Here is a 22,672-nt window from a genome sequence, read left to right as displayed (position 1 = left end):
ATTTTGTAGGTCGGGCAAGCGCAAGCGCCACCCGACTGGAGGATGATGTAATGTTTCACCGCTTATGGACGTTAATACGCAAAGAGCTGCAATCGCTGCTGCGCGAGCCGCAAACCCGCGCCATTTTGATTCTGCCCGTGCTGATCCAGGTTTTCCTGTTCCCGTTTGCCGCAACGCTTGAGGTGACGAACGCCACCATTGCCATCTACAACGAAGACAGCGGCAAACACTCCGTCGAGCTGACTCAGCGTTTTGCCCGGGCGAAAGCCTTTACCCACATTCTGCTGCTGAAAAGCCCCCAGGAGATCCAGCCCACCATCGACACGCAAAAAGCGCTGCTGCTGGTGCGTTTCCCGGCCGATTTTTCCCGCAACCTGGATACCTGGCAAACTGCGCCAATGCAGCTGATTCTGGACGGACGTAACTCGAACAGCGCGCAAATTGCCGCAAATTACCTGCAACAGGTGGTGAAGGACTACCAGCAGGAGCTGATGGAAGGTAAACCTAAGCCCAACAACAGCCAGCTGGTAGTGCGTAACTGGTATAACCCAAATCTGGACTACAAATGGTTTGTGGTGCCATCGCTTATCGCCATGATCACCACCATCGGCGTGATGATCGTGACTTCGTTGTCGGTCGCCCGTGAACGCGAGCAAGGCACGCTCGATCAGCTGCTGGTGTCCCCGCTGGCCACCTGGCAGATTTTTGTCGGTAAAGCCGTTCCGGCGCTGATTGTTGCCACCTTTCAGGCAACTATTGTGCTGGGGGTGGGGATCTGGGCGTATCAAATTCCTTTCGCCGGATCGCTGGCTCTGTTCTATTTCACTATGGTGATTTACGGTCTGTCGCTGGTGGGATTTGGTCTGTTGATTTCAGCGCTGTGCTCCACGCAACAGCAGGCGTTTATCGGCGTGTTTGTCTTTATGATGCCGGCGATTTTGCTTTCGGGGTATGTCTCACCTGTGGAGAACATGCCGGTGTGGCTGCAGGATCTGACATGGATTAACCCTATCCGGCACTTTACGGACATCACCAAGCAAATTTATCTCAAGGATGCGAGTATGGCGATTATCTGGGGAAGTTTGTGGCCGCTTTTGGTTATAGCGGCCACGACGGGCTCAGTGGCGTACGCGATGTTTAGACGCAACATTGCGTAGCTTTTTCTCTTTGGTCAACAGTGAGACCACCGCAGGCCCTGCGAGGATTGCCAGACCCGCCAGGGCCAGCAACAGATTGTTTTGCAGCACACGCGACAACAGCCAGAGCACAATCATTGCCGCACCAAAATACCAGGTGGTGGTGAGCTCTTCGAGCACATCACCCACCTCGCGCCAGCGCGCTTCATGGTGGCGCTGCAAAAACAGCATCGACAGCACGGTGACGCCGTAAAGAACACATAGCCCTAAGCCAACACGCACCAGCGTACCGCTCATCCAGCCCATCACCAGCACGGCCACGACCAGTAAATGCAACATTATCTGCCAGCAACTCAGGCCAGTTGCGACACGAACACGTTGTTGCCACTTCATGGCTTCTCTCCTGAAGGATTTTTCTCTGCTTAATCAGACTACCGCACTTTACGGAAAATTCCGTAACGCCGCATCTTTTTGTGACGCCTACTACACTTTATTTTCATCGGGATAGTCACTCAGGAAGGAGCTTATGACGAAAAAAATGCAGCATTTCTCGCTTAAAGTGCTGACGATAAACATTCATAAAGGCTTCACAGCATTTAACCGCCGCTTCATGTTACCGGAGCTGCGCGATGCTGTACGCACCGTCAGCGCAGACATCGTCTGCCTGCAGGAGGTGATGGGCGCCCATGACGTGCACCCAATGCATGTCGAGAACTGGCCCGATACGCCGCACTACGAATTTCTGGCGGATACGATGTGGAGTGATTATGCCTACGGGCGTAACGCGGTTTACCCGGAAGGCCACCACGGCAACGCGGTGCTGTCCCGCTTCCCGATCGAATATTACGAAAACCGCGACGTTTCCGTGGGCGAAAGCGAAAAACGCGGTCTGCTTTACTGCCGCATTACCCCCCCCAGACTGGACTTTCCCGTTCACGTTGGCTGCGTGCATCTTGGCCTGCGTGAAGCGCACCGTCAGGCGCAGCTAAAGATGCTGGCCGAATGGAGCAATGCCCTGCCGGAAGGTGAGCCAGTGGTGGTGGCGGGTGATTTTAACGACTGGCGGCAGCGGGCCAACCACCCGTTGAAGGTGGATGCCGGGCTTGAGGAGATTTTTACCCGCGCCAATGGCCGCCCGGCACGGACCTTCCCGGTGCGCTTTCCCCTGCTGCGGCTTGACCGCATCTACGTGAAAAACGCCCACGCCAGTAGCCCAACCGCCCTGGCGTTACTCAACTGGCACCATCTTTCCGACCACGCCCCGCTTAGCGCGGAGATCCACTTATGAGATGCTCATGGCAGGAAGGCAACCGCATCACGCTGCTGGAAAATGGCGATAATTATTATCCTGCGGTGTTCAGGGCCATTGACCGTGCGCAACACAAAGTGATCCTCGAAACCTTTATCTGGTTCGAGGACGAGGTGGGGAAACAGTTACATGGCGTGCTGCTGCGCGCCGCCCTGCGCGGCGTCAAAATCGAAGTGCTGCTCGACGGCTACGGCTCTCCGGATCTGAGCGACGAATTCGTCAATGAACTCACGTCGGCTGGTGTGATATTCCGCTACTACGATCCCGGCTCGCGTCTGTTTGGTATGCGCACCAATCTTTTCCGACGTATGCACCGCAAAATTGTGGTGGTTGATGAAGCGGTCGCCTTTGTCGGTGGCATTAATTATTCCGCCGAACATATGTCTGACTATGGCCCGGAGGCCAAGCAGGATTACGCGATCCGTATCGAAGGCCCGGTGGTTCAGGACATATTACTGTTCGAACTGGAAAACCTGCCGGGTAATAATGCTGTGCGACGCTGGTGGAAGCGCCGCCATCGCCCGGAAGAGAACCGCAAGCCCGGCGAAGCGCAGGCGCTGTTTGTCTGGCGGGATAACGGCGAACACCGGAACGATATTGAGCGTCATTATCTGAAGATGCTGGCGAACGCAAAGCGCGAGGTGATTATTGCCAACGCCTACTTTTTCCCTGGCTACCGCCTGTTGCACGCCATGCGCAATGCGGCGCGTCGCGGCGTGCGGGTGAAACTGATTGTGCAGGGTGAGCCCGATATGCCGATTGTCAAAGTCGGCGCGCGTCTACTGTATAACTATCTGGTGAAAGGCGGTGTGCAGATTTACGAATACCGCCGCCGACCGCTGCATGGAAAAGTCGCACTGATGGACGATCACTGGGCGACCGTCGGCTCCAGTAACCTCGATCCGCTGAGCCTGTCGCTCAATCTGGAAGCCAATCTGATCGTCCACGATCGCCAGTTCAACCAGACCCTGCGCGATAACCTTCAGGGGCTGATCGTTAACGACTGCGTGCGAGTGGATGAGTCTATGGTGCCGAAACGCACCTGGTGGAACCTCGGTATCGGCGTGGTGGTGTTCCACTTCCTGCGCCATTTCCCGGCCATGGTCGGCTGGCTGCCCGCACACACGCCTAAACTTGCGCTGGTCAACCCGCCAGTGCAGCCTGAAATGGAAACACAGGATCGCGTTGAAGCGGAAGATGGAGGAAAAACCTGATGTCACGCTCCCATCCTCGCTGGCGCCTGGCTAAGAAAATCCTCACCTGGCTTTTCTTTATTGCCGTTGTGGTGCTGTTGGTGGTGTACGCCCGGAAAGTCGACTGGGAAGAGGTGTGGAAGGTTATCCGCAATTACAACCGTATGGTACTGCTAGGCGCACTTGGACTGGTGATTGTCAGTTACCTGATTTACGGCTGTTACGATCTGCTGGGGCGAAAGTACTGCGGCCATAAACTGGCGAAACGGCAGGTGATGCTGGTGTCGTTTATTTGCTATGCCTTCAACCTGACACTCAGCACCTGGGTGGGCGGCATCGGGATGCGTTACCGCCTCTATTCACGGCTTGGGCTGCCTGGCAGTACCATCACGCGCATTTTCTCCCTGAGTATTACCACGAACTGGCTGGGTTATATCCTGCTGGGCGGCGTTATTTTCACCGCAGGCGTGGTGCAACTGCCCGCACACTGGTACATCGATGACACTACGCTGCGCATCTTAGGCAGTGTGCTGTTGCTGATTATCGCGCTTTATCTGTGGGCCTGTGCTTTTTCACGTCGCCGCCACATGACCATAAAAGGCCAAAAGCTGGTGCTGCCCTCCTGGCGATTTGCCGCTATACAGTTAGTGGTATCAGGCGCCAACTGGATGGTGATGGGGGTGATCATCTGGTTACTGATCGGCGAGGATGTGAACTATTTCTTCGTGCTGGGTGTGCTGCTGGTGAGCAGTATCGCAGGTGTAATTGTCCATATCCCGGCAGGGATTGGCGTACTGGAAGCGGTGTTTATCGCCCTGCTTGCCGGAGAGCACGTCTCTCAGGGAACGATTATCGCCGCCCTGCTCGCGTACCGAATGCTCTATTACTTCCTGCCGCTGGCGCTGGCAACGGTCTGTTATTTGTTGCTGGAGAGCCGGGCGAAAAAGCTGCGGGCGAAGAATGAGAGGATGTTAGCGAAGTGAATAAGCCGGGTGGCGGCTTCGCCTTACCCGACCTACGGTTCGCGTTTCGTAGGCCGGGTAAGGCAAAGCCGCCACCTGGCAAAACAACCCTAGCGACGGTTACCCAGAATACGCAGCAGCATCAGGAACAGGTTGATAAAGTCCAGATACAGCGTCAGCGCGCCAAGGATGGAGTATTTGCGCAACGTTGAGCTGTCACGCACGTCAATCTGCTCGCCGATGTTTTTCAGTTTCTGGGTGTCGTAGGCCGTCAGCCCGACAAAGACAATCACCCCAATGTAGGTCACTGCCCACATCAGCGCTTCGCTCTTGAGCCACAGGTTCACCAGCGATGCCAGCACGATCCCAATCAGCGCCATAAACAGCATACTGCCAAAACCGCTCAAGTCGCGCTTTGTGGTGTAACCGTACAGGCTCATCGCACCGAACATCCCGCCGCTCACCACAAATGTACTGGCGATGGAGGAATAGGTGTAAACGATGAAAATACTCGAAAGCGTTAGCCCGGTCAGGGCCGAGTAGAGCATAAACAGCGTGGTCGCCATGCCGGCGCTGAGCTTGTGCACCAGACCAGAGAGGACAAATACCAGCGCCAGCTGGGCGATGATCAACCCAAAGAAGGTGATTTTGCTGGAAAAGATAAACATCATCAGATCAGGTGTATTTGCGGCGTACCACGCGATAAACGCGGTCAGCAGCAGGCCGACTGTCATCCAGCCGTACACCTGGGCCATATACGTTTGCAGACCGGTTCGGGTCTGCTGCACTATCGAATCGGAACGCGGAAATCGGTCCATGATTCACTCCTGATTAAGATTAAGTAGACACACGTTTTAAGACTAACACATCTACGTAAACCGACTACCAACGACCAGCAGCTTGTTTATCGCTGTCACGCGATTCCACCCACCGCTCACCTTCTGGCGTTGCTTCACGCTTCCAGAATGGCGCTTTGGTTTTAAGGTAGTCCATAATAAATTCGCCCGCCGCAAACGCGCTACCGCGGTGCGCGCTGGTCACGCCGACAAACACGATCTCTTCACCCGGCCACATTTCGCCGATGCGGTGAATTACCGTGACGCGCCCGAGCGGCCAGCGCCCGCGCGCCTCGTCCACGATCTCCGCCAGCGATTTTTCGGTCATGCCGGGATAATGTTCCAGCGTGAGCGCTTTTACGCTGTCACCAAGATTATGATTACGCACTTTGCCTGTGAAGGTGACCACCGCACCATCTTCGTCGCGTTCCGCCAGCCAGTCGTATTCTGTACCGACACTGAAGCGGTCATGACCTACCAGAATTCGGGTTTCAGCCATTTCAGCCTCCTGTTACCGGCGGGAAGAACGCCACTTCGTCACCGGACTTCAGCGGATGGTTAAAATCCACCAGGGTCTGATTAACAGCCGCCAGCAATTTGCCTTCATCCAGCGCCAGCGCCCAGCGGTCGCTTTGTCCTGCCAGATGCGCGCGCAGTGCGGCAACGTTATCGAATGAAGTTTCCAGGGTCAGGCTATCGGTGTTGACCAGCTCGCGGACCTGAGCAAAAAAGAGCACTTTAATCATGGCTGTCCACCTTAAAATCGCCAGATTTGCCGCCGCTTTTTGCCAGCAGACGAACCGGGCCAATCACCATGTCTTTTTGCACGGCCTTACACATATCGTAGATGGTCAAGGCGGCGACAGAGGCCGCCGTCAGCGCTTCCATCTCGACGCCGGTTTTCCCGGTTAAACGGCAGAGTGATTCAATTCGCACGCGGTTGTGTTCCGGCTGCGCCAGCAGGTTTACCTCAACCTTGCTGAGCATCAACGGGTGGCACAGTGGGATCAAATCCCAGGTCCGTTTCGCGGCCTGGATACCGGCAATGCGCGCGGTTGCGAACACATCGCCCTTGTGGTGGCTGCCGTCGATAATCATCGCCAGGGTTTCAGGCAACATGGTAACGAATGCTTCAGCACGCGCTTCACGCACCGTTTCGGCTTTGGCAGACACATCCACCATATGCGCTTCGCCAGCGGCGTTAATGTGGGTCAGTTGCGACATAACTTATTTCTTTAAATGGGGATGGAAATTACATGGACGGGTGCGGGCATCGAGCTGCGGCGCAATGATGTTCTCCCACGCAGTACGACAGGCTTTGGTGGAGCCTGGCATGGCAAAGATCAGCGTTTTGTTCGCGACCCCCGCCACCGCGCGGGACTGCAAGGTTGAGGTGCCAATCTCTTCAAATGAGAGCATCCGAAACACTTCGCCAAAGCCTTCCACTTCGCGATCAAACAGAGGAATCAACGCTTCGGGAGCCTGATCACCTGCGGTAAAACCGGTCCCGCCAGTAATCAGCACCACCTGCACGTCATCGCCGGCGATCCACTGGGAAACCTGGGCGCGGATGGCGTAGCGGTTCTCTTTAACAATCGCTTTATCAACAATATGGTGCCCGGCTTCGTGTGCCGCATCGCGCAGCCAGTGGCCAGAGGTATCATCCTCTTCACCACGGCGTTCAGAAACGGTAAGAATAGCGATACGTGTCGGGATAAATTCTGCGCTTACCTGACTCATCTTCTGGTTCCTTCTTAAGACTGATTACCCGCCAATGTATGACAGGTTCTGAGTAATTCCGGTGTTGCCCTGATGCAGGAAGTGGGTCTGTTTTTTATGCGTCAGCGCTTCGGAAATGCGCGCTTCAAGCGCGTCCTGTTGAGCATCGTTTTCCAGCAGATCGCGAAGGTCTACGCCGCCATCCCCGAACAGGCATAAGTGCAGCTTGCCCACAGACGAGACGCGCAGGCGATTACAGCTGGCGCAGAAGTCTTTCTCGTACGGCATGATAAGCCCGATTTCCCCTTCGTAATCAGGGTGACAAAAGACCTGTGCCGGGCCGTCGCTGCGCTGGCGGATCTGGTGGATCCAGCCGCGTTTCAGCAGCTCATCGCGCAGCACCATGCCGGAGATGTGATGACGACGGAACAGCTCGCTGCCCTCGCCGGTTTCCATCAGCTCAATAAAACGCAATTGAATACGGCGTGATTTGATCCACGCCAGGAAGGTGTCCAGTTGATGATGGTTAACATCGCGCATCAGTACCGTATTGACTTTCACCTTCTCGAAACCGGCAGTAAACGCCGCATCAATGCCGTCCATCACCTGCCGGAACTTATCCTGGCCGGTAATGGCGTGGAACTGGCGGGCATCGAGACTATCTACGCTGACGTTGATCGCCGTCAGGCCAGCGTCACGCCAGTTCGCCACGTCCCGCGCCATGCGATACCCATTGGTGGTTACCGCAATTTGACGGATACGGTCGTTTTCGCGCACCGCAGCGATAATGTCGGGAAAGTCGCGACGCAGAGAAGGTTCTCCCCCGGTCAGGCGCACCTTTTCGGTGCCGAGTTCAGTGAACGCACGCGTGACGCGGCGCACTTCATCCACGGAGAGAAAGCCGTTATTGGTGGTACTGCCAGGTTTGTAACCGTCAGGCAGGCAGTAGGTGCAACGAAAATTGCACACATCGGTAATCGACAGACGTAAGTAGAAGAACTTACGCGCGAAAGCATCAGTAAGTTGTGAAGCCATGTACACCTTTCCAGATACGGGAGGCACAGTCATTTCTTTCTGTACCCTGGTGGCAAAACCGCCACGGCCAGAGCGCCATATCTTTCGACACAGGCACAAAGGCTAGAGTGTATGTTTTCAAATTCGAAAACGTGGTTAAGGCGATAGTAGCGCGGAAATCATCTCTTCGCCATTATCGCTTTTCGCTATATAATTATATATATAGCGACATGTTCGTGCATTTTCGTAACAGAATACGCAAAAACGGTACTTTCGCATTGATATACGTCATTTTGCACCGGGTGAAGCATCGTCTTTTAGGGGTAGTTAGGTTACTGTTACGCTGTTCGAACGTGATAAGGAATTGGTATGCGCAATCGCACTTTTGCGGATCTTGACCGGGTAGTTGCTCTTGGCGGAGGCCACGGTCTGGGGCGGGTGATGTCTTCACTTTCCTCTCTGGGATCCAGGCTCACAGGGATAGTCACCACCACCGATAACGGCGGTTCTACAGGGCGCATTCGCCGTTCGGAAGGCGGTATCGCATGGGGTGATATGCGTAACTGTTTAAATCAGTTAATTACCGAACCGAGCGTAGCTTCAGCGATGTTTGAGTATCGTTTTGCCGGTAATGGTGAACTTTCTGGCCATAACCTCGGAAACCTGATGTTAAAGGCGCTTGATCACCTGAGCGTGCGCCCTCTTGAAGCCATCAATTTAATACGTAATTTGCTTAAAGTAGATGCGTTCCTGATCCCTATGTCTGAACATCCGGTCGACTTGATGGCAATTGATGTGGAAGGCCACGAAATTTACGGCGAAGTGAATATTGACCAGCTGACCCTGCCGCCGAAAGAACTTATGACTTATCCGGCCGTGCCCGCCACGCGCGAAGCCGTTGATGCTATCGGCGAAGCGGATTTGATCCTGATTGGGCCGGGCAGTTTTTATACCAGCCTGATGCCCATTCTGCTGGTCAAAGAGCTTGCCCAGGCGCTGCGCAGAACCCCTGCGCCGGTGGTCTATATCGGTAATTTAGGGCGTGAACTGAGCCCGGCGGCGGCAGGCCTGACGCTTGCAGATAAGCTTGGCATCATGGAGCAGTACGTCGGGAAAAAAATCATCGACGCGGTGGTTGTAGGGCCGAAAGCGAATGTGTCAGGAATTGGTGCCCGCGTGGTGGTGCAGGAGCCGCTGGAAGCCAGCGATATTCAGTATCGCCACGATCGCCATCTGCTGCGCGAGGCGCTGGAAAAAGCTATTCAGGCGCTGGGTTAAAAAAACCCCGGTGGCGCTGCGCTTACCGGGGCTACAAAGGGCACATAACCTGTAAATCACGATGCTGCAATAAACAAATCCCGCAGCTGATGCAGCTGGTCACGGATTTGCGCCGCCTCTTCAAACTCCAGGTTCTGCGCGTGCTGCATCATCTGTGCTTCCAGCTCGTGAATTTTCTGCTGGAGCGCTTTCGGCGTCAGCACGACGGTATCTTCTTCCACCACTGAACGCGCCTTGCCACGCCCTTTCGCTTTGGTTTTGGCGATGTTCTGACCCAGCGCCAGGATATCCACCACCTTCTTGTTCAGCCCTTGCGGCGTAATACCGTTTTCTTCGTTGTAACGCTGCTGTTTCTCGCGTCGACGTTCCGTTTCACCAATCGCTTTCGCCATTGACGGGGTTATCTTGTCGCCGTAGAGGATAGCTTTACCGTTCACGTTACGCGCGGCACGGCCGATAGTCTGGATCAGGGAACGTTCAGAACGCAGGAAGCCCTCTTTGTCTGCATCCAGAATCGCGACCAGCGACACTTCTGGCATATCCAGACCTTCTCGCAGCAGGTTGATCCCCACCAGTACGTCGAACTCGCCCAGACGCAGGTCGCGGATTATTTCCATACGTTCCACGGTATCGATATCCGAGTGCAGATACCGCACGCGCTCACCATGTTCTTCAAGATATTCAGTCAGGTCTTCCGCCATGCGCTTGGTCAGGGTCGTCACCAGCACGCGTTCATTGATGGCAGCGCGGGTGCGGATCTCAGACAGAAGATCGTCAACCTGGGTGGCAACAGGGCGCACTTCGATAATCGGATCCAGCAGACCGGTAGGACGCACCACCTGGTCAACGACCTCATCACCGGATTTTTCCAGCTCGTAGCTGCCCGGCGTTGCCGACACGTAGATGGTTTGCGGGGCAAGCGCTTCAAACTCTTCAAACTTCATCGGGCGGTTATCCAGCGCTGATGGCAGGCGGAAGCCGTACTCCACCAGCGTCTCTTTACGAGCCCGGTCACCGCGATACATGCCGCCAATCTGCGGGATCGTCACGTGGGATTCATCCACCACCAGCAGGCCGTCCGCCGGAAGATAGTCAAACAGGGTTGGCGGTGGCTCGCCCGGCCCACGGCCAGAGAGGAAGCGTGAGTAGTTTTCGATACCAGAGCAGTAACCCAGCTCGTTCATCATCTCGAGGTCAAACTGGGTGCGCTGGCTTAAGCGCTGCTCCTCAAGCAGCTTGTTATTCGCCAGCAGCACCTTACGGCGGTCTGCCAGCTCGACTTTAATCTCTTCCATCGCCTGCACAATACGTTCGCGCGGGGTCACGTAGTGCGTTTTAGGGTAAACCGTGAAACGCTGAATGATCGATTCCACATGCCCGGTCAGCGGGTCAAACAACGACAGCCGCTCAACCTCTTCGTCGAACAGTTCAACACGCAGTGCAATGTCGTCTGACTCTGCCGGGAAGATATCGATAACTTCACCGCGCACGCGGAACGTACCGCGCTGGAAGGCCTGGTCGTTACGGGTGTATTGCAGCTCCGCCAGGCGGCGCAAAATCGCACGCTGATCGATGATCATCCCTTGGGTAAGGTGCAGCATCATCTTCAGGTACAGGTCCGGGTCACCCAGACCGTAGATAGCGGACACCGACGCCACCACAATTACATCGCGGCGTTCCAGCAGCGCCTTGGTTGCCGACAGACGCATTTGTTCGATGTGTTCGTTCACCGACGCATCTTTTTCGATAAAGGTATCTGAGCTTGGGACATACGCTTCAGGCTGGTAGTAATCGTAGTAAGAGACGAAGTACTCCACCGCATTCTCCGGGAAGAACTCTTTCATCTCACCATAAAGCTGAGCCGCCAGGGTTTTATTCGGGGCAAGCACCATGGTGGGGCGCTGGAGATCCGCAATGACGTTGGCAATGGTAAACGTTTTACCCGAGCCGGTAACGCCCAGCAGCGTCTGATGTGCCAGACCGTCTTCCAGACCCTCTTCCAGGCGACGGATCGCCTCAGGCTGGTCGCCTGAAGGGCTGAAAACAGAATTCAATTTGAACGGTTTACTCATGGGCGATGACCTGATGACGTAATTAGCGGCAGGTGAGTAATTTTACTCGCAGCTGCCAGGATTGCCAGTAAAAAATACTGGATGAAAAACCAGTGGCGTGTCAGGATATTTAGAGTAGCGTTCGGATGATTAGCGCAATCCCGGCCAAAATTTAGACTGTGACAAAATAAAACACCAGCTAACCCGGGTTATCCCCAGAACTTTTTCTTTTTTAACATTTGTCAAGCCGTGTAATGAAAGTTTTGTGGCAACCAGTGACAGTTTCATTACGCCAATTGCTTTTATATAACAAATTGATTTTTAAACGATATTTCATAAAGCCGCGTTTCGCACCAATTCAGGCGTAAGCCGCGTATTCTCTCGCTTATCGCGTGTTTTCTAACTCTAATACACATGGTTATCCACAGGAATAGTGGATAACTGCTTCCAGCCCGTATAGACCGCCACTCAGCTAATTCCCGGTTTTTCCCACCGGTGGGGTGACAAAAAATTTTTATAGCTCTTTTTTGATGGTAATCAGTTGCGCAAGACATAACGGATTGGTGAGATCTTAATCACAATTCAGTGATTATGCCGCTGCACCACAACTCAACATCACCGGCACTGCTACTGTGCAATTCCCTGTCACATCCCTCCCTTGCCCCAGGCTCATTCCTAAAAAAGTCTCTTTTTTAATCAACTTAACGGTTCTGGCAGGAGTTTTGCACAATTCGTACGAGCCATACCCACATCGATGTTTAAGGAGAGAAACATGTTGAGTCTGCGTGCAGTGAATCAGTTTTACGGAAGCCAACATACGCTATGGAATGTTGATTTAGATTTACCGCCAGGTCTGTGTACGGGGGTTGTTGGCCTGCCGGGTATGGGAAAATCCACGCTGATGAACTGCATCGCGGGCAATTTACCCGTTGAGAGCGGAACCATCATCTGGCATGAAGCAGGCGCACCACCGCGCGACCTGCTCAGCCAGCCACCTGAACAGCGAAACCGGCCTGGAATTGGCTACGTTCCGCAGGACAGGCGGATCTTCTCGCAGCTGACGATTGAAGAGAATCTGCATATCGCGATGCGGGCCACCGGGAAGCCGGATGCCACCGCCAAAAGCGAGGTTTACGCCCTTTTCCCGCAGCTCTATACGCTGCGCCAGACCCGGGCCAACGGGTTATCGCCGGATATTCAGTATCAGCTGGCGATAGCCAACGCCCTGGTGAACCGCCCGCGGGTATTGATTCTGGATGAGCCGATGCACGGCGCGGGGCCGAGCTTTGCCCAGAAGCTTGCGCAACTGTTGATACGGCTGAACCGGGAGCTGGGTATGACGGTACTGTTAGCGGAGCAGCAGCTGTCGTTTATCCGCCGGGTAGCGGACCGCTTCTGCATGTTGTATCGCGGGCGTAACGTGGCCCAGGGCCACGTTAACGAGCTGAATGATGAGCTTATTGCCCACTGGATGACGCTGGAGGCAAGACGCTGAGATCCAGATAGTGACCGGTTTCGGCACTTTCTGCCCCCTCAGCAAGCCAGGGGATCTCACCCAGGCATGGCGCAGGCAGCACGCGTTTTAGCGTTGCCAGATACTCCTGGTGACGTCTGCCCGGGGCGACCACGTCGTTAGCTATCCAGCCCGCCAGGCGCAATCCTGCCTGCTGGATAGCCTGCGCAGTCAGCATGGCGTGGTTGATGCAGCCAAGCTTCACCCCTACCACCAGAATGACCGGAAGCTGCTCAGCCTGAACCCAGTCGGCAAAGGTTTGTTGGTCAGAAAGCGGGGTAAACCAGCCGCCTGCCCCTTCCACCAGTACCCACTCTGCCTGCTGCTCCAGAGCGCGTAATCCCCCCGACAGCACCGCAAAATCAATCGCCCGGCCTTCGTCTGCACTGACGATGTGCGGCGAGGTTGGTTCTGCGAACGTATACGGATTTACCTGCGGGTAGCTCAACGCAAGGCTGCTGTTACGTTGCAACGCCAGCGCGTCGGTGTTGCGCAAACCGTCTGACGTCATCTCACTGCCGGAGGCCACAGGTTTGTAGCCCGCGGTGATAAGCCCTTGCTGATTCGCCGCCTGCAATAGCGCCGAGCTGGCAACCGTCTTACCGACTTCCGTATCGGTGCCGGTGACAAAATAACGTTCAGTCACGTTCGATAATCCCATGAAAAAGTTGATAAGAGAGCGGAAACTCACCCTGTTGCTGCGGCCAGGCCATCTCTAAACGGTGCAACTGACCACGGGTAAGCGGTTTGGTGTCCCGCCCTGAATGCAAATGCGTCGCCCCAATGCCTTTCAGCGAGCGCATGGCGCTGAGGGCATCGCTAAAACTGAGCGTAATGGTCTGCACCACGCTGCGATAACGCCAGCCTCTCAGCGCCTGGAGCACTTCATCCCGCGATAAAAAGCGGTTCGCGTGCGCCCCGCTATCCACCGCGTGCCAGGCCTGATTCAGCTCCGGCAACGAGCTTTCAAGCAACGTGGTAAACGCGATTTTTCCGCCCGGTCGTGCCACGCGATACAGCTCATGCAACGCCTGAGGCAGGCTGCTGCACCACTGCACCGCAAGGTGGCTCCACACCAGGTCAAACTGCCCGTCTGGAAGGGGAATAGCTTCAATATCCGCCACCAGATAATGGTCGGCTGTCTGTTGCTGGCGCGCTTCGTCAAGCATCTGTGGCGAGAGGTCGATAGCCGTCACACGGCTTCCCGCCGCGCGCCAGTAGCGGCTGTTGGCGCCCGGACCACATCCGGCATCCAGCACCTGCGGGAAATCGCTCTCACCCAGCGTGCTGAGCAACCCACGCGCGCTCTGACGTTGCAGTTCATCGTGTTGTGAATAGCTCTGTGCCGCGCGGCCAAACGCGGCTGCAATGGCCTCTTTATTGACGGGAGACATGCAGCGCCTCCAGCAGCGTATCGATATCCTGCGTTTCGTGCGCCGCCGTGAGCGTGAGGCGTAACCGCGCCGTGCCAGGAGGTACGGTCGGTGGGCGGATCGCTGTCACCCACATGCCCTTTTCGCGTAGCCGTTGCGCCAGCTCCAGCGCCCGGCCGTTATCCCCGACGATCACCGGCTGAATGGCGCTCAGTGAGTCAGTGCTCCGGAACGGCAGCGTACTTAACCCCTGGCGGAAATGCCGAATGTGCTGCGCCAGGCGCTGCCGACGTGCTTCCCCATCATCCCCGCGAATGACCTGCATAGCCACAGATAACGCCACGGCCTGAGCAGGCGGCATACTGGTGCTGTAAATCAGGTGCCGTGCGAATTGCAGCAGATAATCGGCCACCGTGTCACTGCACAGCACCGCCGCGCCACTGACGCCAAATCCTTTACCGAACGTCACCACCAGCAATTCAGGTTTCACCCCCTGGTGATACGCGCTTCCGCGCCCTTCATCACCCACCACGCCGATGCCGTGGGCATCATCCACCAGCAGCCAGGCATTGTGCTGCTGCGCAGTGTCATGCAGGGCGTTCAGCGGTGCGCTGTCGCCGTCCATGCTAAACACCCCTTCCGTCACCACCAGCTGCTGGCCGTCACAGGGTTTGCCCAGCAGAGCGTGAAGCGGGGTGGCGTCATTATGGGCAAAGCGGCGAAGCTGCGCCGGGCTCAGGTTTGCCGCCTCCAGTAGCGAGGCATGGCTTAAGCGGTCGGCCACAATTCTGTCGTCTTTCCCCATCAGGGCGGTAATCACCGCCTGATTGGCCGCAAAGCCCGAGATAAACAGCAGCGCACGGGGATACCCCAGCCAGTCGGCCAGCTCTTCCTCCAGCGCCTGATGGGCTGTGGTGTAGCCGCTGACGTGGCCCGATCCGCCACTGCCCACGCCGTAACGTTCAGCACCCTGCTGCCAGGCGCGGACAACCTGCGGGTGCTGACTCAGGGCCAGATAATCGTTACTGGAGAAATTGCAAAAACGCTGATTGTCGCGGGTGAGAAAACGGCCAGCACCGTTTTCCACCACCCTGCGTACGCGAAAAGCATCCGCCGCCCGGCGTTCTTCCAGTGCGGTGTTTATGCGTTGTTGCCAGGTCATACGGTCGCCGCGTTGTAAAACTGGTCGGTATCGGCGTTAAAAATTTGCTGCTCCAGCTGCTGCTGTTGCTCGTTATCCCCCGTCAGCACCTCGGTCTGGTGCGGATTCAGCCCTAACTTACGGAACAACTGGACGTCTTTGTCCTCTTCCGGGTTTGGTGTGGTCAGCAGTTTACAGCCGTAGAAGATTGAGTTTGCACCGGCCATAAAGCACATGGCCTGCGTCTGTTCGCTCATCTGCTCGCGTCCGGCAGACAGGCGCACAAAGGAGGTCGGCATCATGATGCGCGCTACCGCAATGGTGCGGATAAAATCAAACGCATCGACATCGTCGTTATCCGCCAGCGGCGTACCTTTCACCTTCACCAGCATGTTGATTGGCACGCTTTCTGGTGGGGTTGGCAGGTTGGCAAGTTGCAGCAGCAGACCGGCGCGATCTTTCACCGTTTCGCCCAGGCCAACGATCCCGCCGGAACACACTTTGATGCCCGCATCGCGGACTTTATCCAGCGTGTCCAGGCGCTCCTGGTAGGTACGCGTGGTGATGATGTTGCCGTAAAACTCCGGAGAGGTGTCGAGGTTATGGTTGTAGTAATCCAGCCCCGCAGCCGACAGACGTTGCGCCTGATCGTCATTCAGCGTACCCAGGGTCATACAGGCTTCCAGCCCCATCTCCTTCACGCCTTTCACCATCTGTTCCAGGTACGGCATGTCGCGATCGTGCGGGTTTTTCCACGCTGCACCCATGCAAAAACGGGTCGACCCGGCGTTTTTCGCTTTACGCGCAGAATCCAGAACCTGCTCCACTTCCATCAGGCGCTCGGATTCAAGACCGGTTTTATAGCGGGCACTTTGTGGGCAATATTTGCAATCTTCCGGGCACGCGCCCGTCTTGATCGACAGCAGCGTACTGACCTGCACATGACGCGGGTCGAAGTGCTGACGGTGTACCGTTTGCGCTTCAAACAGCAGTTCAAGGAAAGGTTTATTGAATAATTCAGTGACTTGCGACATTGTCCAGCGTGCGTGGTGAGCCATCGGGCTTCTCCAAAGGGTTTTGTTAATTTTCGGTTCGGTTTATACTCGTAAACCTAAAACTTTTCAAAATGGTTTACAAGTCGATTATGACACAGGACGATCTCGCCTTCGATAAGCTGCATATCTGGCACCCTTACACTTCCACGACGAACCCGCTGCCCGTTTACCCGGTAGCCTCAGCTCACGGCTGCGAACTGCATCTCGCCAGCGGCGAGCGGCTTGTTGACGGGATGTCCTCCTGGTGGGCCGCCATTCACGGTTACAACAATCCGCGTCTGAGCGCAGCGATGAAAGCGCAGATTGACCAGATGTCGCACGTGATGTTCGGCGGTATCACCCATCAGTCTGCGGTTGATCTTTGCCGCCGTCTGGTCGCGATGACGCCGGACTCGCTGGAGTGCGTTTTCCTCGCCGACTCGGGTTCCGTGGCCGTTGAGGTGGCAATGAAAATGGCGTTGCAGTACTGGCACGCCAGGGGCGAGCCCCGCCAGCGATTCCTCACCTTCCGTAACGGTTATCACGGGGATACCTTCGGCGCGATGTCGGTCTGTGATCCGGACAACTCAATGCACAGCCTGTGGAAAGGCTACCTGCCGGAAAACCTGTTTGCCCCGGCGCCGCAGAGCCGTTTCGATGGTGAATGGGATGAGATGGACATGGTCGGCTTCGCACGCCTGATGGCCGCGCACCGCCATGAGATAGCCGCGGTGATCCTCGAGCCTGTTGTGCAGGGTGCTGGCGGGATGCGCATGTACCACCCGGAGTGGCTAAAACGTATCCGTAAGATGTGCGATCGCGAGGGCATTCTGCTGATTGCCGATGAGATAGCCACCGGCTTTGGCCGCACAGGCAAAATGTTCGCCTGTGAACATGCCGGTATTGCACCGGATATCCTGTGCCTGGGTAAAGCACTGACCGGCGGCACAATGACGCTTTCCGCCACGCTCACCACCCGCCACGTTGCCGATACCATCAGCGACGGCGAAGCGGGCTGCTTTATGCATGGCCCGACGTTTATGGGAAATCCACTGGCCTGTGCGGCGGCAAGCGAAAGCCTGGCCATTCTGGAGAGCGGTGAATGGCAAACTCAGGTTGCCGCAATTGAAGCGCAACTTCAGCAGGAGCTCAGCGCGGCATCAGACTCTGAGTTTGTGGCAGATGTGCGCGTGCTTGGCGCTATTGGCGTGATTGAGACAACACATCCGGTGAATATGGCCGCGCTACAACGCTTCTTCGTGGAGCGTGGCGTCTGGGTTCGTCCTTTCGGTAAGCTTATTTATCTGATGCCGCCGTACCTCATTACCGGGGAGCAGCTGCGTAAGCTGACCGCAGCGGTTGTCGAAGCGGTTAAGGTTCCCGCACATTTTGCGATTTAATCCAGGGCGTTAGCTTCGGTACTCTGTTTATGCATTACACTTTTTGCACGGCTCAGTACGGAGAAAACGAATGAAACTCATCAGTCAGGATCTGCACGACGGCGAGAAATTGCCTGAGCGCCACGTATTTAACGGAATGGGATATCAGGGGGATAATTTATCCCCACATCTGGCCTGGGATGACGTTCCTGCGGGAACCAAAAGCTTTGTTATTACCTGCTACGACCCGGATGCACCAACCGGCTCCGGCTGGTGGCACTGGATTGTCGCCAACCTGCCAGCCAGCACGCGCGTCCTGCCGCAGGGTGCGGGCTCTGGCGTTTCCGCCCTGCCTGAAGGCGCGATCCAGACGCGTACCGACTTTGGTAAAGCGGGCTACGGCGGCGCAGCACCACCAAAAGGGGAAACCCACCGCTATATCTTCACGGTTCATGCGCTGGATGTGGATAAGATTGAGGTGGACGAAGGTGCCAGCGGGGCGATGGTGGGCTTTAACGTGCACTTCCATACGCTGGGAAGCGCGTCGATAACGGCGATGTACTCGTAAAAAAAGCCGGGTGACGGCTACGCCTTACCCGGCCTACATTTCGGCACCAGTAGGCCCGGTAAGCGCAGCGCCGCCGGGCGTCAGTTACAACACTGACGGTAACAATCCCACCAGCCGCCCTTCTTCGAGGAGCTGCATCGCCTTATCAATATCCGGGGCAAAGAAACGGTCATCGTCGTAATGCGTGACATGCTCGCGCAGAACATGGCGCGCCTGCTCCAGTAACGCACTGGATTTCAGCCCGTCACGCAGGTCAATACCCTGACAGGCCGCCAGCCACTCAACCGCCAGTACACCACGGGTGTTAGAGGCCATTTCCCACAGACGACGCCCGGCAGCCGGAGCCATCGAAACGTGATCTTCCTGGTTTGCGGATGTCGGCAGGCTGTCCACGCTGTGCGGATGCGACAGCGCTTTGTTCTCACTTGCCAGCGCCGCGGCCGTTACCTGGGCAATCATAAAGCCCGAGTTCACCCCACCGTTACGCACCAGGAACGGCGGAAGCTGAGACATGTGTTTATCCATCATCAGCGCGATACGGCGTTCAGACAACGCGCCCACTTCGGCAATCGCCAGCGCGATGTTATCCGCCGCCATCGCCACAGGCTCGGCGTGGAAGTTACCACCGGACACCACCTCGTTTTCCTGGGCAAACACCAGCGGGTTATCCGACACCGCATTGGCTTCCACCAGCAATACCTCCGCCGCCTGACGCAGCTGCGTCAGACACGCCCCCATCACCTGCGGCTGGCAGCGCAGGGAATACGGATCCTGCACCTTGTCGCAGTTATGGTGAGACTCGGCAATGTCGCTGGTATCGGTCAGCAGATGGCGATACAGGGCGGCCGCGTCGATCTGCCCGCGCTGACCGCGCACCTCGTGAATACGCGCATCAAACGGACGACGGGAGCCGAGCACGGCTTCGGTGGTCAGTGCGCCGCACACCACCGCCGAGGCAAACAGATCTTCGGCTTCAAACAGACCGCGCAGGGCAAACGCAGTGGATGCCTGCGTCCCATTGAGCAGCGCCAGCCCCTCTTTCGCCGCCAGCGTGATCGGCGCCAGTCCGGCTTTTTTCAGCGCTTCTGTTGCCGGTAACCACTCTCCCTGCCAGCGCGCCTTGCCTTCACCCAGCAGCAGCAAAGACATATGTGCCAGCGGAGCCAGGTCGCCGGAAGCGCCCACAGAGCCTTTCGCCGGGATCCACGGATAAACTCCGGCATTCACCAGCGCCATCAGCGCCTGGATAACGCTCAGGCGGATACCGGAAAAACCACGCGCCAGGCTGTTGATTTTGAGCACCATCATCAGACGGACAATCTCATCATCCAGCGGCTGCCCCACGCCCGCAGCATGGGAGAGCACCAGCGAGCGTTGCAGATTTTCCAGATCGTGAGTCGCAATACGCGTCTGGGCTAACAGGCCAAATCCGGTGTTGATACCGTAGGCGGTGCGCCCTTCGGCTACAATGGCCTCGACGCAGGCGACGCTGTCGTTAATTGCGCGATGGGCGCTTTCATCCAGCGCCAGTGTCACCGGGTGACGCCAGACGTTACGCAGCTGTTTTAGCGTCAGTGAACCGGGAGTGAGTGTAAGAGCGTTCATTAAAGCTTTCCTTGTGTGGCAGGGATCATCGGCAGGTTTAGCCCCTGCTCTTTGGCACATTCAACCGCTATCTCGTAACCCGCATCCGCGTGACGCATCACGCCGGTTGCCGGGTCGTTATGCAGCACGCGAGCGATACGCGCGGCCGCTTCGTCAGTACCGTCGCAGACAATGACCATCCCCGAATGCTGGGAGAAGCCCATTCCTACGCCGCCGCCGTGGTGCAGTGATACCCAGGTCGCACCGCTGGCGGTGTTCAGTAACGCATTCAGCAGTGGCCAGTCGGATACCGCATCCGAACCATCACGCATGGCTTCGGTTTCACGGTTAGGGCTGGCGACCGAACCGGAATCGAGGTGGTCACGTCCGATAACAATCGGCGCGGAGACTTCACCGCTGCGCACCATTTCGTTAAACGCCAGCCCCAGTTTCTGACGCCATTCCAGCCCTACCCAGCAGATGCGCGCCGGTAAGCCCTGGAAGTTAATGCGTTCGCGGGCCATATCCAGCCAGTGATGCAGGTGTTCGTCGTCTGCGACAATCTCTTTGACCTTCGCATCTGTTTTGTAGATATCTTCCGGGTCGCCGGACAGGGCCACCCAGCGGAACGGGCCAATACCGCGACAGAACAGCGGGCGGATATAGGCAGGTACGAAGCCCGGGAAATCAAAGGCGTTGGCCACCCCCATATCTTTGGCCATCTGGCGGATGTTGTTGCCGTAATCGAAGGTAGGGATGCCCATTTTGCTGAACGCCAGCATAGCGCTCACATGCTCTGCCATGGATTGTTTTGCCGCGAGCACCGTACCTTCCGGGTCGGTTTCGGCTTTTTGCTGATAGGCTTCCCACGTCCAGCCTTTTGGCAGATAGCCGTGCAGCGGATCGTGGGCGCTGGTCTGGTCGGTGACTAAATCAGGGCGAACACCGCGAGCCACCAGTTCAGGGACGATATCCGCCGCGTTACCGCACAAGGCAATCGACATAGCTCTGCCTTCAGCGGTGTATTTTTTAATACGTGCCAGCGCGTCATCAAGGTTTTCGGCCTGCTCGTCGACATAACGGGTACGCAGACGGAAATCGATGCGGCTCTGCTGGCATTCAATGTTCAGGGAACAGGCGCCGGCAAGCGTTGCGGCCAGCGGCTGTGCGCCGCCCATTCCGCCCAGGCCCGCAGTCAGCACCCAGCGGCCTTTCAGCGAGCCGTTATAGTGCTGGCGACCGGCTTCAACGAAGGTTTCATAGGTTCCCTGCACAATCCCCTGGCTGCCAATGTAGATCCAACTGCCCGCCGTCATCTGGCCGTACATCGCCAGCCCTTTCGCGTCCAGCTCGTTGAAGTGTTCCCAGGTCGCCCAGTGCGGCACCAGGTTTGAGTTTGCAATCAGCACGCGCGGTGCGTTTTTGTGGGTTTTGAATACGCCGACCGGTTTGCCGGACTGTACCAGCAGGGTTTCGTCGTTTTCCAGTTGAGTCAGGGCTTCTACAATGGCGTCGTAGCACTCCCAGTTGCGCGCGGCGCGGCCAATGCCGCCGTAGACCACTAACTCATGGGGATTTTCTGCGACCTCAGGATCAAGGTTGTTCATCAACATGCGCAGCGGTGCTTCGGTGAGCCAGCTTTTTGCGGTAAGCGTGGTGCCACGCGCAGCGCGGACATCCTGCTGGCGGTATTTACCTGACGACATTGTGTGCTCCTCATACGGGACAGATGATACAAATAGATATACTTGTATAGACAAGCACACACAAGGTTGGTTTTAACAAAAAAGATACAATTTTGTTATATTGAGTTAGCTATCACGCTTTTACTTCTTATGACCCTCAGGACATAAAATGGCCCTGCAAACGGTAACGATCGCCCGGAAAGAGCAGCCTGGCGTGTGACACTATCCGGGACGATGACCAGGTGCGGCGGCGGATAAGCAGGCAGGGATCGTGCTCTTTCATCCGCAGCAGTTCACACTCCTGCTGCGTTGCACGCACCGCTTCCACGATATGCTCCCCTTCCGTGAGCGGAGCCACCAGCGACAGATAGGCATGTGGCGTGGTGCGGGTGTAGTCCTGTTCAAGATATTCCGGCACGCTTAGCGCGTTGACGCAGCGATCTTCAATCTGCACCGGAACCTCATTTTCAAAGTGGACCATTATCGAATGGAACACCCGCGTTCCTTCTTTGACGTTCAGCTCCAGAGCCTGTTCGGCGCTGGCCTGAGTCTCTTCAAGCACCAGCACTTCGCAACGGTGCTGATGGTTACGCGCGGCAATCTCATCGGCAATACTGCGAATTTCAAACAGGGCCGACTGGCCTTTTGGTTCAGCCACAAAGGTCCCCACCCCTTGCAGGCGCACCAGCAAACCTTCGTCGGTCAGCTCACGCAGCGCACGGTTGATGGTCATGCGGCTAAAACCAAACTGCGCCACCAGCTCGGCCTCTGACGGAATACGGTCGTGCGGGCGCCATACGCCGCTGGCAATTTTTTCGCTGATCGCCTGCTTCACTTTTTCATAAAAAGGCGCAGGCGGGCTCGGGTTGGCCTGAGGTGAGCGTGAAAACATGGTGA

At 56.4% G+C, this 22,672-nt stretch carries 23 protein-coding genes and 1 riboswitch; of the genes, 8 read left to right on the top strand and 15 right to left on the bottom strand.

Features of this window, described 5'->3' with window-relative positions; genetic code table 11:
- Positions 1 to 50 precede the first annotated feature (50 nt).
- On the top strand, positions 51 to 1,157 hold the full coding sequence (locus N1249_RS06665; protein ID WP_259835755.1) for an ABC transporter permease: 1,107 nt from the start codon (positions 51 to 53) through the stop codon (positions 1,155 to 1,157).
- Here the strand turns inward: N1249_RS06665 and N1249_RS06660 are convergent.
- On the bottom strand, positions 1,119 to 1,529 hold the full coding sequence (locus tag N1249_RS06660; protein WP_014883088.1) for a YbhQ family protein: 411 nt from the start codon (positions 1,527 to 1,529) through the stop codon (positions 1,119 to 1,121). The two genes, N1249_RS06665 and N1249_RS06660, sit on opposite strands and share 39 nt — an antisense overlap.
- Positions 1,530 to 1,662: 133 nt before the next feature.
- Here N1249_RS06660 and N1249_RS06655 point away from each other — a divergent pair, with 133 nt between their 5' ends.
- From N1249_RS06655 to N1249_RS06645, 3 genes are read left to right on the top strand one after another with little or no spacing between them, the layout of a single operon-like run.
- Positions 1,663 to 2,424: an endonuclease/exonuclease/phosphatase family protein gene (locus tag N1249_RS06655; protein WP_259835752.1), complete on the top strand. Its 762-nt coding sequence runs from the start codon at positions 1,663 to 1,665 to the stop codon at positions 2,422 to 2,424.
- Positions 2,421 to 3,659 (top strand): cardiolipin synthase ClsB, encoded by a 1,239-nt coding sequence (gene clsB / locus N1249_RS06650; protein WP_259835749.1) that lies wholly within the window; start codon positions 2,421 to 2,423, stop codon positions 3,657 to 3,659. Before N1249_RS06655 ends, clsB begins: the two co-directional genes overlap by 4 nt.
- On the top strand, positions 3,659 to 4,621 hold the full coding sequence (locus N1249_RS06645; protein ID WP_259835746.1) for a YbhN family protein: 963 nt from the start codon (positions 3,659 to 3,661) through the stop codon (positions 4,619 to 4,621). Before clsB ends, N1249_RS06645 begins: the two co-directional genes overlap by 1 nt.
- Positions 4,622 to 4,710: 89 nt before the next feature.
- Here the strand turns inward: N1249_RS06645 and N1249_RS06640 are convergent, their stop codons facing one another.
- The 6 genes from N1249_RS06640 to moaA form a co-directional block, all read right to left on the bottom strand.
- On the bottom strand, positions 4,711 to 5,418 hold the full coding sequence (locus N1249_RS06640) for a Bax inhibitor-1/YccA family protein (protein ID WP_259835743.1): 708 nt from the start codon (positions 5,416 to 5,418) through the stop codon (positions 4,711 to 4,713).
- Between the two features lie 64 nt (positions 5,419 to 5,482).
- Complete coding sequence (moaE, locus tag N1249_RS06635; RefSeq protein ID WP_259835740.1) at positions 5,483 to 5,935, bottom strand: molybdopterin synthase catalytic subunit MoaE; 453 nt, start codon at positions 5,933 to 5,935, stop codon at positions 5,483 to 5,485.
- Between the two features lies 1 nt (position 5,936).
- Positions 5,937 to 6,182, bottom strand: coding sequence for a molybdopterin synthase sulfur carrier subunit (gene moaD / locus N1249_RS06630; protein WP_259835737.1), 246 nt, complete (start codon positions 6,180 to 6,182; stop codon positions 5,937 to 5,939).
- Positions 6,175 to 6,660: a cyclic pyranopterin monophosphate synthase MoaC gene (gene moaC, locus N1249_RS06625; protein WP_166717434.1), complete on the bottom strand. Its 486-nt coding sequence runs from the start codon at positions 6,658 to 6,660 to the stop codon at positions 6,175 to 6,177. Before moaC ends, moaD begins: the two co-directional genes overlap by 8 nt.
- Positions 6,661 to 6,663: 3 nt before the next feature.
- Positions 6,664 to 7,176, bottom strand: a complete 513-nt coding sequence (moaB, locus tag N1249_RS06620) for a molybdenum cofactor biosynthesis protein B (protein WP_166717433.1) — start codon at positions 7,174 to 7,176, stop codon at positions 6,664 to 6,666.
- A 24-nt stretch (positions 7,177 to 7,200) separates the two neighbouring features.
- Entirely contained in the window at positions 7,201 to 8,190 is a 990-nt protein-coding gene (gene moaA, locus N1249_RS06615) for a GTP 3',8-cyclase MoaA (protein WP_259835733.1), read from the bottom strand.
- Positions 8,178 to 8,312: riboswitch (molybdenum cofactor riboswitch) on the bottom strand. Its footprint overlaps the gene before it by 13 nt.
- A 226-nt stretch (positions 8,313 to 8,538) precedes the next feature.
- Here moaA and yvcK point away from each other — a divergent pair.
- Positions 8,539 to 9,447, top strand: a complete 909-nt coding sequence (gene yvcK / locus N1249_RS06610) for a uridine diphosphate-N-acetylglucosamine-binding protein YvcK (protein ID WP_259835730.1) — start codon at positions 8,539 to 8,541, stop codon at positions 9,445 to 9,447.
- A gap of 56 nt (positions 9,448 to 9,503) precedes the next feature.
- Here yvcK and uvrB read toward each other — a convergent pair whose 3' ends face one another.
- Positions 9,504 to 11,519 (bottom strand): excinuclease ABC subunit UvrB, encoded by a 2,016-nt coding sequence (gene uvrB, locus N1249_RS06605; protein WP_259835727.1) that lies wholly within the window; start codon positions 11,517 to 11,519, stop codon positions 9,504 to 9,506.
- 751 nt (positions 11,520 to 12,270) lie between these two features.
- On the opposite strand from uvrB, the gene N1249_RS06600 reads away from it, so the two are divergent.
- A complete protein-coding gene (locus tag N1249_RS06600) occupies positions 12,271 to 12,993 on the top strand; it encodes an ABC transporter ATP-binding protein (RefSeq protein ID WP_014069423.1) in 723 nt (240 codons plus the stop codon).
- On the opposite strand, the gene bioD is transcribed toward N1249_RS06600, so the two are convergent.
- Genes bioD through bioB form a run of 4 tightly spaced genes read right to left on the bottom strand, consistent with a single transcriptional unit; the run spans position 12,956 to position 16,583 of the window.
- On the bottom strand, positions 12,956 to 13,657 hold the full coding sequence (bioD, locus tag N1249_RS06595) for a dethiobiotin synthase (RefSeq protein ID WP_259835723.1): 702 nt from the start codon (positions 13,655 to 13,657) through the stop codon (positions 12,956 to 12,958). The two genes, N1249_RS06600 and bioD, sit on opposite strands and share 38 nt — an antisense overlap.
- On the bottom strand, positions 13,650 to 14,405 hold the full coding sequence (gene bioC / locus N1249_RS06590) for a malonyl-ACP O-methyltransferase BioC (protein WP_259835720.1): 756 nt from the start codon (positions 14,403 to 14,405) through the stop codon (positions 13,650 to 13,652). Before bioC ends, bioD begins: the two co-directional genes overlap by 8 nt.
- Entirely contained in the window at positions 14,389 to 15,546 is a 1,158-nt protein-coding gene (gene bioF, locus N1249_RS06585) for an 8-amino-7-oxononanoate synthase (RefSeq protein WP_259835717.1), read from the bottom strand. The genes bioC and bioF overlap by 17 nt, the downstream gene beginning before the upstream one ends.
- On the bottom strand, positions 15,543 to 16,583 hold the full coding sequence (gene bioB, locus N1249_RS06580; RefSeq protein ID WP_014069419.1) for a biotin synthase BioB: 1,041 nt from the start codon (positions 16,581 to 16,583) through the stop codon (positions 15,543 to 15,545). The genes bioF and bioB overlap by 4 nt, the downstream gene beginning before the upstream one ends.
- Positions 16,584 to 16,669: 86 nt before the next feature.
- Between bioB and bioA the strand changes: the two genes are divergently transcribed.
- Together bioA and N1249_RS06570 are read left to right on the top strand one after the other, a co-directional pair.
- Complete coding sequence (gene bioA, locus N1249_RS06575) at positions 16,670 to 17,959, top strand: adenosylmethionine--8-amino-7-oxononanoate transaminase (protein ID WP_409193161.1); 1,290 nt, start codon at positions 16,670 to 16,672, stop codon at positions 17,957 to 17,959.
- 70 nt (positions 17,960 to 18,029) lie between these two features.
- Positions 18,030 to 18,506: a kinase inhibitor gene (locus tag N1249_RS06570; protein WP_259835701.1), complete on the top strand. Its 477-nt coding sequence runs from the start codon at positions 18,030 to 18,032 to the stop codon at positions 18,504 to 18,506.
- Positions 18,507 to 18,590: 84 nt separating this feature from the next.
- On the opposite strand, the gene hutH is transcribed toward N1249_RS06570, so the two are convergent.
- From hutH to N1249_RS06555, 3 genes are all read right to left on the bottom strand, one after another.
- Positions 18,591 to 20,111, bottom strand: a complete 1,521-nt coding sequence (gene hutH / locus N1249_RS06565; protein ID WP_014069416.1) for a histidine ammonia-lyase — start codon at positions 20,109 to 20,111, stop codon at positions 18,591 to 18,593.
- Positions 20,111 to 21,796, bottom strand: a complete 1,686-nt coding sequence (gene hutU, locus N1249_RS06560) for a urocanate hydratase (RefSeq protein WP_259835698.1) — start codon at positions 21,794 to 21,796, stop codon at positions 20,111 to 20,113. Before hutU ends, hutH begins: the two co-directional genes overlap by 1 nt.
- A 136-nt stretch (positions 21,797 to 21,932) precedes the next feature.
- Positions 21,933 to 22,667: a histidine utilization repressor gene (locus tag N1249_RS06555; RefSeq protein ID WP_259835694.1), complete on the bottom strand. Its 735-nt coding sequence runs from the start codon at positions 22,665 to 22,667 to the stop codon at positions 21,933 to 21,935.
- Between the last annotated feature and the right edge of the window lie 5 nt (positions 22,668 to 22,672).

Source organism: Enterobacter sp. CP102, assembly GCF_025152625.1.
GTDB classification, from domain to species: domain Bacteria; phylum Pseudomonadota; class Gammaproteobacteria; order Enterobacterales; family Enterobacteriaceae; genus Enterobacter; species Enterobacter soli.
Note: the sequence above shows the minus strand (reverse complement) of the source record. Positions and strands in the feature narration are given on the sequence as shown.

Excerpts from the sequence above, each read along its gene's own strand:
- hutH (WP_014069416.1), bottom strand. The coding sequence starts at position 20,111 with ATGAACGCTCTTACACTCACTCCCGGTTCACTGACGCTAAAACAGCTG.
- N1249_RS06660 (WP_014883088.1), bottom strand. The coding sequence starts at position 1,529 with ATGAAGTGGCAACAACGTGTTCGTGTCGCAACTGGCCTGAGTTGCTGG.
- moaC (WP_166717434.1), bottom strand. The coding sequence starts at position 6,660 with ATGTCGCAACTGACCCACATTAACGCCGCTGGCGAAGCGCATATGGTG.
- bioB (WP_014069419.1), bottom strand. The coding sequence starts at position 16,583 with ATGGCTCACCACGCACGCTGGACAATGTCGCAAGTCACTGAATTATTC.
- clsB (WP_259835749.1), top strand. The coding sequence starts at position 2,421 with ATGAGATGCTCATGGCAGGAAGGCAACCGCATCACGCTGCTGGAAAAT.
- moaE (WP_259835740.1), bottom strand. The coding sequence starts at position 5,935 with ATGGCTGAAACCCGAATTCTGGTAGGTCATGACCGCTTCAGTGTCGGT.
- N1249_RS06600 (WP_014069423.1), top strand. The coding sequence starts at position 12,271 with ATGTTGAGTCTGCGTGCAGTGAATCAGTTTTACGGAAGCCAACATACG.
- uvrB (WP_259835727.1), bottom strand. The coding sequence starts at position 11,519 with ATGAGTAAACCGTTCAAATTGAATTCTGTTTTCAGCCCTTCAGGCGAC.
- N1249_RS06665 (WP_259835755.1), top strand. The coding sequence starts at position 51 with ATGTTTCACCGCTTATGGACGTTAATACGCAAAGAGCTGCAATCGCTG.
- N1249_RS06555 (WP_259835694.1), bottom strand. The coding sequence starts at position 22,667 with ATGTTTTCACGCTCACCTCAGGCCAACCCGAGCCCGCCTGCGCCTTTT.
- hutU (WP_259835698.1), bottom strand. The coding sequence starts at position 21,796 with ATGTCGTCAGGTAAATACCGCCAGCAGGATGTCCGCGCTGCGCGTGGC.
- N1249_RS06640 (WP_259835743.1), bottom strand. The coding sequence starts at position 5,418 with ATGGACCGATTTCCGCGTTCCGATTCGATAGTGCAGCAGACCCGAACC.
- bioC (WP_259835720.1), bottom strand. The coding sequence starts at position 14,405 with ATGTCTCCCGTCAATAAAGAGGCCATTGCAGCCGCGTTTGGCCGCGCG.
- moaB (WP_166717433.1), bottom strand. The coding sequence starts at position 7,176 with ATGAGTCAGGTAAGCGCAGAATTTATCCCGACACGTATCGCTATTCTT.
- moaD (WP_259835737.1), bottom strand. The coding sequence starts at position 6,182 with ATGATTAAAGTGCTCTTTTTTGCTCAGGTCCGCGAGCTGGTCAACACC.
- N1249_RS06645 (WP_259835746.1), top strand. The coding sequence starts at position 3,659 with ATGTCACGCTCCCATCCTCGCTGGCGCCTGGCTAAGAAAATCCTCACC.
- N1249_RS06570 (WP_259835701.1), top strand. The coding sequence starts at position 18,030 with ATGAAACTCATCAGTCAGGATCTGCACGACGGCGAGAAATTGCCTGAG.
- N1249_RS06655 (WP_259835752.1), top strand. The coding sequence starts at position 1,663 with ATGACGAAAAAAATGCAGCATTTCTCGCTTAAAGTGCTGACGATAAAC.
- moaA (WP_259835733.1), bottom strand. The coding sequence starts at position 8,190 with ATGGCTTCACAACTTACTGATGCTTTCGCGCGTAAGTTCTTCTACTTA.
- bioA (WP_409193161.1), top strand. The coding sequence starts at position 16,670 with ATGACACAGGACGATCTCGCCTTCGATAAGCTGCATATCTGGCACCCT.
- yvcK (WP_259835730.1), top strand. The coding sequence starts at position 8,539 with ATGCGCAATCGCACTTTTGCGGATCTTGACCGGGTAGTTGCTCTTGGC.
- bioF (WP_259835717.1), bottom strand. The coding sequence starts at position 15,546 with ATGACCTGGCAACAACGCATAAACACCGCACTGGAAGAACGCCGGGCG.